This window comes from Bacillus sp. JJ783 (assembly GCF_036963225.1).
Lineage (GTDB): Bacteria > Bacillota > Bacilli > Bacillales > Bacillaceae_G > Bacillus_A > Bacillus_A cereus_U.
In genome coordinates this window covers 1-11,538 of the sequence record NZ_JBALMG010000101.1, presented here as the reverse complement: position 1 = coordinate 11,538, position 11,538 = coordinate 1, and the positions used below count along the sequence as shown (strand labels likewise).

Genomic DNA, 11,538 nt, shown 5'->3' with positions numbered 1-11,538 from the left:
CCGCAACAGCAGCAACAACTGCAGCAACAGCAACAATATAAGTGTCAATGTGATGGAAACGAAGCTCTTTGTGTTTCAATTCCAGTTCCAATTACAGTTGTTCTTTTGGGAACGAAACTCCAAGTTGAATTACCGTGTATTAGAATAACTTCCGAAGAAGATATTACACCAGTATTGAAAAAGTTGATAAAGTCCCTTGGTGGTTTACTTGGCGGTTCAGGTAGCACTTCGTCTTAAAACTACAACTTTACTTATTTATTCGGATAATACTAGTTTTCGTTTAAGCGAGGCAACGTAGACTAGAATAGCAATAAGCAACTTTTGTGTGATTTGAACTATAAGTTTGCTGTTTTGGCAAGGTTATGGTTCTTTTTAATTGTGGAAAAATAATGCTTCTTATTAAAATTTTCGGCCAACTTATGAGTAAAGTGACATCATTATTGATTTTAAAAAATAAAAAATCGCCTTATTAAAGGCGATTCATAATTTATTCGTTTTGCATCCTTTTGATAAATAAATATCTTTTAAAATTAAATGCAATGTTTTACATTAACGTGTTTCTGGATCTTTGTCTTTTTTTCTAAGACCAAATAATCCTACTAGTCCCAATAAACCAAGCCAAGCCCAATTATTATTTTTATCACGATTATCATTTAAATCATTTGTCGTATTTACATTTCGAGTTCTCACATCATTATTAACTCTATTCATGTTATTGTCATTAACGCGAGTTGTAATATTATTATTGTTAACTCTATCCGTATTATACCCATCGTATTCAGCATGGACACTTGTACCAAAAACCATAATAGTTAGTAATAGGGCACCTAAAATAGATGAAAGTTTTTTCTTCATGGTTTTCCCTCCTTTCGTATTTAGTAATGTCTCCAGTTCCTTTAGACAATATTCGGTTGAAAATACATAAAACCATTTGAATTGAAATTATGATAGACGTCTTTAATTTTTACTATTAAAAGTACTTATAATAATGGATTAAGTTAATTGAAATATATTTATTCTTTATAAGAATAAATTTTTGGTAACGGTACATTCTATGAGAGGTAATTACTATATTTGGGTAAGGTGTTCCTTATGAGTTATAAGAACTTATTTTCTTTAATCCAGAACATGGTTAGGAAAATTTTTTCTATAGTAAGTATTGTTGCTAAAAGTTTAATTTCTTTAAGGAGGAATATTTTTATGGGTATTTTAAGTGGAAATCCACAAAATGAACCAATGCACTACGGAGAAGTCTTTGGGATTTGGAGTTACCTTGCAGCGGCACAAGGCGCAATTGCTGGATATCAAGTTCTTATTAACCACACAGGAGACGAGGATTTAAAGAAATTTTTAGAAAACCTTGTAGAGAATGATATTCAATCAGAAGTTGAAGAATTAAAAAATATATTAAAATTGAATGGTGTTGCATTACCACCAGCACCTCCAGAAAGACCAGTTGCATCTATTGAAACGATTCCTCCTGGTGCTCGTATTAATGATGCGGAAATTGCAGCTAAAGTTTCTATGGATCTTGCTGCTGGGTTAGTAGCATGTAGTCAAGCTATGGGACAATCTCTTCGAGAAGATGTTGGAATGATGTTTGGTCAATTTCATATGAAAAAAGCACAAGCTGGAGCTATATTACTTCGTCTGAATAAGAAAAAAGGTTGGATTATTCCGCCTCCATTACATGTTCTACAATCAGATCAAGCATAATACTTAAATAAAATTCAATTTTTTTTTAGTGAATACAGTTTAATTAAAGGACTATTTTTCGCTCATATTTTGCTCACAAATGCTATGAAAATACGTGAGAAAATATGAAGTGAATTTTTATAACGAAATATAGTGCAATAAATAAAAAGTGCTATAAACGCTTATTTAATGGGCGTTTATAGCACTTTTATATTTTTGTGTTATACAAAATAAACAACCTTAAAACTGCTCATTCTTCTCCCAAGATTCTACAATATAATGCGCAATCGTAGGATTAAATCCTTTACCAACTAAAAACATAATCGCAGCAACTTCTGTTAAAGCATGTTTATGTGATGTATGTTTCGCTTCATTTAAACCGTAATCTACCCAAGGTTTTACGAAATCTAATACAGGTTTCTTTAAAGGTAAAAACTGTGTACCGACAACTTGCTGGATTTGTTGTTGCGTTGGTTCTGTAATAGGTCCTGGTGGTAAAATTTGTGGCTGTGTAATATCGAATGTTGGTCCAGGCGGTAAAATTTGCGGTTGCGTAGGATCGATAGTTGGCGGTGAGACACGTGCGTCGTAGCTTGGTTGATACATTTGTTGTTGGTATTGCGGTTGTTGTGGCTGAGTTGTGTATGGATTTTGCTGATATTGTTGTTCTTGGTTTTGTGGTGCTACGTATGGATTTTGAGGATATTCATAATTTGGACGTGTGTCATATGGATTTTGTTGATTTTGCTGTTCTTGATTTTGCGGTGCTGCATATGGATTTTGAGGATATTCATAATTTGGACGTGTGTCATATGGATTTTGTTGATATTCAGTTTCTTGAGTTTGCGGTGTTGCGTATGGATTTTGTTCGTATTGAGGCTCTTGATGTTGTGTCTCTTCCTCCCCATACTGTTCAGCATATCTTTGTTCCTGATGTTGAGGGGAAAAAGGTTGTTGTGGGTAAGGCGGTTGATTATTATAGAACATGTTTATTCCTCCTTCATAATGATGCCTACCACCTAGTGTATGGGCAGACAAGAAAATATGTGATGAAAAAATGCGGGCGTGTTACAATAAGTAACTGGGTGAAGATAAAATGATAAAACAAGAAAAAATTCAAAAAACAATAACTTTCGTAAAGCATATTTTAGAAAAAGATGCGAGTGGGCATGATTGGTATCATATTGAACGCGTACATAAATTGGCGATTTCTTTATCTGAGCGAGAAGGGGGAAATCGTTTTATAATTGAAATGGCAGCATTACTTCACGATGTAGCAGATGAGAAGTTAAATGAGAGTGAAGAAGCAGGAATGAAAAAAGTTTCTGATTGGTTAGAAGAGTTACGTGTTGAAGAAGAGGACAGTAAACATGTTCTTCATATCATCGCCAATATGTCTTATAAGGGTGGTCATGGTGGCACAGTTGAGTCACTTGAAGGTAGAATTGTTCAAGATGCGGATCGTTTAGATGCTCTTGGTGCAATTGGAATAGCTCGTACATTTGCATACGGAGGAGCGAAAGGGAGATTAATGTATGATCCAACTATCCCTCCTCGAGAAGTGATGACGAAAGATGAATATAGAAAAAATAATGATCCATCTTTAAATCATTTTTATGAAAAACTTTTAAAACTAAAAGATTTAATGAACACGAACGCAGCAAAACAAGAGGCTGAAGTTCGTCATCGTTATATGGAAGAGTTTATTGAACAATTTATGAAAGAGTGGAATGCACAAATATGAAAATGTTAACTGTGGAGAACTTATCGAAATCATACGGAGAAAAACCGTTATTTGATGGATTATCATGTAGTATTACAGAAGGACAACGTGTCGGAATTATTGGTGTAAACGGTACTGGTAAATCGACATTATTAAAAATAATTGCAGGATTAGAAACTCCTGATACAGGTGATATGACGCATTCACGTGGTTATACAATTAGTTATTTATCACAGCAACCAGAGTTTGATGAAAAACTAACAGTATTAGAGCAAGTGTTCCATGGTGATACACCTTTAATTCGTCTGCTTCGTGATTATGAACAATCGTTATTAAATATCGAAAAAGATCCAAGTAATGAAAAAGTACAGGAACAATTATTTGCCGTACAGCAACGTATGGATGCAATGAGTGCATGGGAAGCAAATGCAAATGCGAAATCTCTTTTAACGAAATTAGGAATTACAGATTTTACTGCAACTGTTGGAAACCTATCTGGTGGACAGAAAAAACGTATCGCAATGGCACAATGTTTTATTGAAACACCTGATCTATTAATTTTAGACGAGCCTACGAACCATCTTGACCATGAGACAGTTGAATGGTTAGAAGAATATTTAGCAAGATATACAGGTGCGGTATTACTTGTAACCCATGATCGTTATTTCTTAGATCGTGTGACAAACCGTATTTTTGAATTAGATAACGGTAAACTATATAGCTACGAAGGAAACTATAGTACATTTTTAGAAGCGAAAGCACTTCGTGAAGAGCAAGAATCGGCACAAGAATCCAAACGCCAAAATTTATATCGTCGTGAACTTGCTTGGATTCGCCGTGGTGCAAAAGCCCGTTCTACGAAACAAAAGGCGCGTATTCAGCGTTTTGATGAGCTGAAGGGACAAGAAGGACCAGCAGCGAAGCAATCAGTTGATATTGCACTAAGTGGAAGTCGTCTAGGAAAGAAAGTACTTGAGTTAAAAGATGTAACGAAAAAATTTGGCGATAAGACGGTACTACATAATTTTAATCATATTGTGAAACCAGGCGATCGTATCGGAATTATTGGGGCGAATGGAAGCGGGAAATCTTCGCTATTAAATATGCTTGCAGGCAAGTTATCTCCTGATAGTGGTGAAGTTGAAGTAGGACAAACTGTAAAAGTTGCTTATTATACGCAAGAAAATGAAGAGATGAATTTAAATCAGCGTATGATTGAATACATTAAAGAGATTGCAGAAGTTATTCATACGACAGACGGAAAAGTAATTGGTGCATCTCAAATGTTAGAACGTTTCTTATTCCCGACACATTCACATGGTACACCGCTTGGTAAACTATCTGGTGGTGAAAGAAGACGTTTATATTTATTACGTATTTTAATGGGAGAACCAAACGTACTATTACTTGATGAACCTACGAATGATCTAGATACACAAACATTAACAGTACTGGAAGATTATTTAGAAGATTTCCCAGGTGTCGTTTTAACTGTATCGCATGACCGTTACTTCTTAGATAAAGTAGTAGATGAATTGTTCATCTTTAGTGGCGAGGGCGAAGTGCGTGAATTCCTAGGTAGTTATACGGACTATTTAGAAATGGAAAAGACGAAAGAACTTATTGAGAAGGCGGAAGTTCAAAAAGAGAAAAAAGTAGTAGAAGAAGCTCCAAAACAACAACGTAAACGTAAACTTTCATACAATGAGCAGCGTGAATGGGAAACAATTGAAGATACAATTGCCGAACTAGAAGAGAAAATTGAGTCAATTGGAGAAGAACTTGCGAAAGTGGGATCTGACTTCACAAAGGCACAAGAATTATCTGAAGCACAGCAGAAAACAGAAGAAGAGCTAGAAAAAACGATGGAAAGATGGAGCGAACTATCAGACATTGTTGAAGGATTAAAATAAAAACAAGCTGCATATATTGAAAAGTAAAGAGAAAAACTTTACACTATTGGTAGAACCTATTTTAGGAGGGGAAAAAATGAGAACATCTAATCCAATGTTGAAAAAAGACGCATTTCGTAAAGAGGGAGCAAGTGCTTCTGCGATGACTATTGGTGGAACAGTAGGCAAAACGTTTATCATGCTTATCTTGCTTCTTGCAACGTCTGTCTATTCATACATACAGATGACAAATAATACGATGAAAATGCCAGTATTAATTGGTGCTTTAGTTATTGCGGCAATCGTCGCATTTGCATCTATCTTCTTCCCGCGTATATCACCAATTGGTGCACCGATTTATGCAGCGGTAGAAGGGATTGTATTAGGAAGTATTTCAGCGATTTATACAATGAAATTTGGCGATACTATCGTTTTAAACGCTGTCTTACTAACAATTTCAATTCTATTTGCAATGCTAGTGTTGTATGCAACGCGCGTAGTAAAAGTAACTGATAAATTCCGTACGGGTGTAATAGCAGCGACAATGGGAATTATGGTTATGTATTTAATCGTATTCTTACTAAACATGTTCGGTGTTACTGTTCCATATATTCACCAAGGTGGAACAATTGGTATGATCATTAGTGCAGTTATTATTGTAGTTGCTGCATTAAATCTATTACTAGATTTCGATTTAATCGAAAGCGGTGCACGTAGCCAAGCTCCAAAATATATGGAGTGGTACGGTGCAATGGGTCTAATGATGACTCTAGTATGGCTATACTTAGAAATTCTTCGTTTTGTTTCTTACTTTACGAAAAATGACTAATAAAAAAATCCTGCATGAAATGTGCAGGATTTTTTTGTTTTCAAAGATAAATTGAAAATATGGATGTTGGCGACTTAAATTGAAGGGGGATGGAATATGATGAAAGAGAAAAAAGGATTATGAAAAAACTATTTTCTAAAAGTTTTTTCATAGAACTAGATGACGCTTTAACATATCCATCAGCAGAAGTCATTCGTTCAGCTATTGAAGGATATGCGGCTGAATGTAATGGGAAATTAAAATTTGAGAGTAAAGTTAAACCGATTATTTTTAACTTGGAAAATGTAATGTACTGCGCTGAAATAAAGATGGATCGCGGAGGATATTACATATCTTGCAGTGAAGTATAATATTTTTGGAAACCTTACATGTTTAAACTATGTAGGGTTTCTTTTTTAGTTTTGTAAGATATAAAGTAATACTTTTTATTTACAAACATGCCGTTTTGTACTTTTTACCCTTCCAACATTTTTCCTTACAATGAAGAAAAATATGTGAGGTGGTATAACTTATGATGAATCGAGTTGTATTAATCGGTAGATTGACAAAGGAGCCAGAATTATACTACACAAAACAAGGAGTCGCTTATGCACGAATATGTGTTGCGGTGAATAGAGGTTTTCGAAATAGTTTAGGTGAACAACAAGTCGATTTTATAAATTGTGTGATATGGCGAAAATCGGCTGAAAATGTAACAGAATATTGTACGAAGGGCTCACTTGTTGGGATTACCGGGCGTATTCATACGAGTAATTACGATGATGAACAAGGAAAGAGAATATATAGAACTGAAGTTGTAATTGAGAGCATTACATTTTTGGAGAGAAGGCGGGAGGGTGCATCGCAATAATATTAGAATTTTAATGATAGTTTCGGATTGATTAGGTGGAAAGAGAAAGAATGAAAAAGTATGATGCTGGGAAGAAATCAGCAAAATTAAGCATCCGAGTAGGAGTATAAAGGGGTAACATGTTACAATACAGCTAAGAACACGCAATAAAGGAGAGTTTTTTACGTGAAGATTAAAGCAATTGAACCGACGCCAAGTCCAAATACAATGAAAGTTATTTTGAATGAAGTATTACCATCAGGAGCGCGAAATAATTATACAAATGAAAATAAAGAACAAGCACCAATGCAAGTGCAAGAAATTTTGAAAATTGAAGGTATTAAAGGTGTGTATCATGTAGCAGACTTTTTAGCAGTAGAGCGTAATGCGAAATATGACTGGAAAGTTTTATTACAACAAGTTCGTGCCGTTTTTGGTGAAGAAATAGTGGAAGAAAGCGAAGAACAACAACTTTCTCATTTTGGAGAAGTGAAAGTGTTTGTTCAAATGTTCTTTACTATTCCGATGCAAGTGAAGTTAACAGATGGAACGACAGAAGAGCGTGTAGGCTTACCTGATCGTTTTAAAGAATCCATTATGAAAGTGCAAATGTCTGCACCTAACGTTGTGAAAGAGCGCAAATGGGTAGAGCAAAGTACACGTTACGGTAATTTTGAAGAAATCGGGAAAGAAGTAGTAGAAGAAATTGTTGCTGCTTATTCAGAAGATCGTGTAAATGAAACGGTTAAAGAATTATTAGATCAAGCAGGTGCTGTTGAAGTAACGATTCAAAAGCGTGAGCCATATAAAGTAACAGAAGAGATGATGAAAGATTCCGACTGGAAAAACCGTTTTGCAGCTTTAGAACAAATGGATCCTACTGAAGAAGATATGCCAGTATTGAAAATGGCGTTAGATGATGAGAAAGTATCTATCCGCCGCCTAGCAACAGCTTATTTAGGTATGGTAAAAGGTGAAGGCGTATTGCCGTTATTATATAAAGCATTATTAGATCGTTCTGTAAGTGTTCGCCGTACAGCAGGAGATTGCTTATCAGACGTAGGTGACCCAGCAGCGATGTTCGTTATGATTAAATCTCTGAAAGATTCAAGTAAATTAGTACGCTGGCGTGCAGCAATGTTCTTATTTGAACTTGGTGATGAAAGTGCAATTCCGGCATTAAAAGCAGCTGAAGATGATCCAGAGTTTGAAGTAGCAATGCAAGCACGTTTAGCTTTAGAACGTATTGAAGGTGGCGAAGAAGCAAAAGGATCAGTATGGAAGCAAATGACGGAGTCTCGTAAAGGGGAATAGTTTATGATTGTTTTCTATGATAGTTGGTGTCCGATGTGTACAGCAGTTGCAGAGCGTACGGAAAAATTAGATAAAAAGGGTACGATGAAATTTGTTTCATTTCGAGATGAAGATGTAGTTGAGAAGTATGAACTTTCTCAAGAATTACAAAGTAAGATGGAACAGAGATTGTATATTTTAAAAAATAATAAGTGGTATGACGGAATTCATAGCATTAACGTATTAGCAAAGGCCGTTCCATCTTATTGGTTTGCAGTGCCGTTTATAAAATTATCTATCGTACTTGGATTTGGAAGTAAAGTATACGATTATATTGCCAACAATAGAAAACTTGTCCCAGTTGGACACTGCCGTGAAGGGGTTTGTGAAATCCCTACAAAAAAATGAAATCATCACTATCTTTCTTTTGCACCTATTAAAAGCGCGTGATATGATGAAGTTGGAATGAAAGTTGAAGGAGAGATTATAAGATGTCAAATGCATATGAAGAATACATGCGCCAAATGGTAATTCCAATGCGCCAAGAATTAGTGCGTTCTGGATTTGAAGAGTTAACTACAGAAGAAGCTGTAACAGAATTTATGGAGAATGCATCAGGTACAACTTTAGTAGTTGTAAACTCTGTTTGTGGTTGTGCAGCTGGTTTAGCACGCCCATCAGCAGGTCAAGCGGTTGTACGTGCTGAAAAACAACCTGATCATCTTGTAACTGTATTTGCAGGTCAAGATAAAGATGCTACTGCGAAAATGCGTGAATACTTTGGAGAAATCCCTCCATCTTCACCATCTATGGCATTACTAAAAGGAAAAGAAGTTGTTCACTTCATTCACCGTCATGAAATTGAAGGCGCAACAATGGACGAAATTATTACAAACTTAGAACAAGCTTTCGAAAAGAATTGCTAAAGTAGGGGGAGAGTAAATCTCCCTCTTTTCTTTATATAGAGGTGAAAAAATGATAGTAACAACAGCAGGAAGAACAAATAAAGAAATGACAGCTTATGCAAATAAGGTAGCAGAAGAATTAAATTGTTCTTTCGTTTTACGTAATGATATACCTGTGCACAAACTGCATGAGCAGTATGAACAAGATGTGCTGATTGTAGGGAAAAACCGATTAGCTATTTATCCAAAGGGTACGGAAGAGTCGTTTTTCTTTCATCCAAACTCAGCAATGTTTCGTGTGAAAAGGTTAATGCGCGGAGAACATGATCCGTTTATACAAGCTGCCAAATTAGAGAGCGGAATGACAGTATTAGATTGTACGCTCGGTATGGCATCAGATAGTATTGTTGCTAGCTATATTGTTGGTGAAAGTGGAAAAGTAACAGGACTTGAAGGTAACGAATATATGGCTTACATAATGGAAAAAGGTTTGCAAACATGGTCTTCATCCGTTTCTGAAATTGATGGGGCGATGCAAAGAATCGATGTACAGCAAACGGAGCATTTCGCATTTTTAACGCAATGTGAAGATAATAGTTATGATGTTGTTTACCTTGATCCGATGTTTGAAGAAACTGTTATCGAATCAGATGGAATTAAAGGATTAAAACACTTCGCTTTGTATCATGATATTACTGATGAAACAATTGCGGAAGCGAAGCGTGTGGCGAGAAAACGTGTCGTTCTGAAAGATCATTTCCGTAGTTCTAGATTTGAAAAGCACAATTTTCACGTATACAAAAGAAAAAGTGCAAAATTTCATTTCGGTGTAATGGCCCCTTGCTAATTGTTTGAAAAGATGTATAATAAGCAATAATTAATTAAATATACTGTCGGTGATGAAGAGAGTAGTCTTTTTCAGAAGGAAAGCGAGCTAGGGATGGTGTGAGCCTAGTGCAGAAGAAAAAGATGAAGCGCACTTCGGAGACGCTTCTTGAACGAATAGTAGAGTAAGCCGAGGCCCCCTGTCCTCGTTATAAACGGGAAAGTGGTTCGGAATGAACAACAAGGGTGGTACCACGGGTTAAAACTCGTCTCTTTTTTAGAGACGAGTTTTTTGTGTTTAAAAAATAAGGAGGTTGTAGTATGGATTATAAAACGCAGTTTGCGAAAAGTTTATCGAATATTTTTACGAATGAATTAACGCAAAATCAAATTTTAGATTTAATCGAAACACCAAAACAAGATGAATTCGGAGATGCAGCGTTCCCATGTTTTTCACTAGCGAAGCAATATAAAAAATCACCAGCTGCGATCGCAAAGGAAGTTGCGGAGAAATTAAATGACCCATTTTTTATGAAAATAGAGGCTGTTGGCCCGTATGTAAACGTCTTTTTTAATCGTCAAACAGTAAGTGATGAAGTATTAAAAACAATTTTAGTGGAGAAAGAAGAGTACGGTCAAAATCATTTTGGATGTAACAAAACAGTAGTTATCGATTATTCCTCTCCTAATATCGCGAAACCTTTTTCAATGGGGCATTTACGTTCTACAATGATCGGTAATTCGCTGAAACATATCGCCGAAAAATGTGGATATGAAGTTGTCGGAATTAATTATATTGGGGATTGGGGAACACAGTTTGGAAAGTTAATTACCGCATATAAAAAATGGGGAAATGAAGAAGTAGTTAAAGAGGATCCAATTCGTGAGTTATTTAAGTTATATGTTCAGTTTCATGAAGAAGTAAAAGAGAACAAAGAACTAGAAGAAGAAGGGCGATCATGGTTTAAAAAACTAGAAGAAGGAAATGAAGAAGCAGTCGAACTTTGGAATTGGTTCCGTCATGAGTCTTTAAAAGAATTTTCTCGTATTTATGAACTTCTCGGTGTGGAATTTACAAACTTTCAAGGAGAAGCTTTCTATAACGATAAAATGGAAGACTTTATTGGGATTTTAGAAGAGCACGACTTACTGGAAGAATCAGAAGGGGCATTAGTCGTTAATTTAGAAGAAGAAGGTATGCCGCCATGTTTAATTAGAAAATCAGATGGTGCTACCATTTACGCAACACGTGATTTAACAGCGGCATTGTATCGTCAAAACACATACGAATTTGATAAAGCTTTATATGTAGTAGGACCCGAACAAAGCTTGCATTTCAATCAATTTTTCACTGTATTAAAAAAGCTTGGCTATAACTGGGTTGATGGGATGGAACATGTACCGTTCGGGTTCATATTAAAAGATGGTAAGAAAATGTCGACGCGTAAGGGCAGAATTATTTTATTAGAAGAAGTGCTAGAGGAAGCTGTTGCACTTGCGGAACAAAATATTGAAGAGAAAAATCCGAATTTAAAACAAAAAGAAGA

General features: G+C 35.7%; 12 protein-coding genes, 2 pseudogenes and 1 other annotated feature. Of the genes and pseudogenes, 12 read left to right on the top strand and 2 right to left on the bottom strand.

What is annotated here, in order from left to right; genetic code table 11:
- Positions 1-237: pseudogene (locus V7038_RS20450) on the top strand (hypothetical protein); the annotation flags it as partial.
- Positions 238-549: 312 nt separating this feature from the next.
- Here V7038_RS20450 and V7038_RS20445 read toward each other — a convergent pair.
- A complete protein-coding gene (locus V7038_RS20445) occupies positions 550-855 on the bottom strand; it encodes a WGxxGxxG family protein (RefSeq protein ID WP_131231123.1) in 306 nt (101 codons plus the stop codon).
- Between the two features lie 345 nt (positions 856-1,200).
- Between V7038_RS20445 and V7038_RS20440 the strand changes: the two genes are divergently transcribed.
- Positions 1,201-1,716 carry a DUF3231 family protein gene (locus V7038_RS20440; protein WP_000512143.1) on the top strand — a complete coding sequence of 172 codons (516 nt, stop codon included), beginning with the start codon at positions 1,201-1,203 and terminating at the stop codon, positions 1,714-1,716.
- 219 nt (positions 1,717-1,935) lie between these two features.
- Here the strand turns inward: V7038_RS20440 and V7038_RS20435 are convergent, their stop codons facing one another.
- Positions 1,936-2,682, bottom strand: coding sequence for a hypothetical protein (locus V7038_RS20435; protein WP_335695571.1), 747 nt, complete (start codon positions 2,680-2,682; stop codon positions 1,936-1,938).
- Between the two features lie 109 nt (positions 2,683-2,791).
- Between V7038_RS20435 and V7038_RS20430 the strand changes: the two genes are divergently transcribed.
- The 10 genes and pseudogenes from V7038_RS20430 to argS all read left to right on the top strand — a co-directional run.
- Positions 2,792-3,439 (top strand): HD domain-containing protein, encoded by a 648-nt coding sequence (locus V7038_RS20430; protein ID WP_335695570.1) that lies wholly within the window; start codon positions 2,792-2,794, stop codon positions 3,437-3,439.
- Complete coding sequence (locus V7038_RS20425) at positions 3,436-5,331, top strand: ABC-F family ATP-binding cassette domain-containing protein (RefSeq protein ID WP_002158067.1); 1,896 nt, start codon at positions 3,436-3,438, stop codon at positions 5,329-5,331. Before V7038_RS20430 ends, V7038_RS20425 begins: the two co-directional genes overlap by 4 nt.
- A 76-nt stretch (positions 5,332-5,407) precedes the next feature.
- A complete protein-coding gene (locus tag V7038_RS20420) occupies positions 5,408-6,139 on the top strand; it encodes a Bax inhibitor-1/YccA family protein (protein ID WP_002158065.1) in 732 nt (243 codons plus the stop codon).
- Between the two features lie 96 nt (positions 6,140-6,235).
- Positions 6,236-6,489 (top strand): annotated as a pseudogene (locus V7038_RS20415) (DUF4318 domain-containing protein).
- A gap of 161 nt (positions 6,490-6,650) precedes the next feature.
- Positions 6,651-6,989, top strand: a complete 339-nt coding sequence (locus V7038_RS20410; protein ID WP_328052747.1) for a single-stranded DNA-binding protein — start codon at positions 6,651-6,653, stop codon at positions 6,987-6,989.
- Between the two features lie 165 nt (positions 6,990-7,154).
- On the top strand, positions 7,155-8,282 hold the full coding sequence (locus V7038_RS20405; RefSeq protein ID WP_002200678.1) for a conserved virulence factor C family protein: 1,128 nt from the start codon (positions 7,155-7,157) through the stop codon (positions 8,280-8,282).
- 3 nt (positions 8,283-8,285) lie between these two features.
- Complete coding sequence (locus tag V7038_RS20400) at positions 8,286-8,669, top strand: thiol-disulfide oxidoreductase DCC family protein (protein ID WP_002158060.1); 384 nt, start codon at positions 8,286-8,288, stop codon at positions 8,667-8,669.
- Between the two features lie 83 nt (positions 8,670-8,752).
- Complete coding sequence (locus V7038_RS20395; protein WP_000063703.1) at positions 8,753-9,187, top strand: BrxA/BrxB family bacilliredoxin; 435 nt, start codon at positions 8,753-8,755, stop codon at positions 9,185-9,187.
- Between the two features lie 49 nt (positions 9,188-9,236).
- Positions 9,237-10,013 carry a class I SAM-dependent methyltransferase gene (locus tag V7038_RS20390; RefSeq protein ID WP_070139222.1) on the top strand — a complete coding sequence of 259 codons (777 nt, stop codon included), beginning with the start codon at positions 9,237-9,239 and terminating at the stop codon, positions 10,011-10,013.
- A 40-nt stretch (positions 10,014-10,053) separates the two neighbouring features.
- Positions 10,054-10,268 (top strand) — a binding site (T-box leader).
- A 44-nt stretch (positions 10,269-10,312) separates the two neighbouring features.
- Positions 10,313-11,538: arginine--tRNA ligase (gene argS / locus V7038_RS20385; protein ID WP_335695569.1), on the top strand; the 1,226-nt coding region annotated here is incomplete at its 3' end.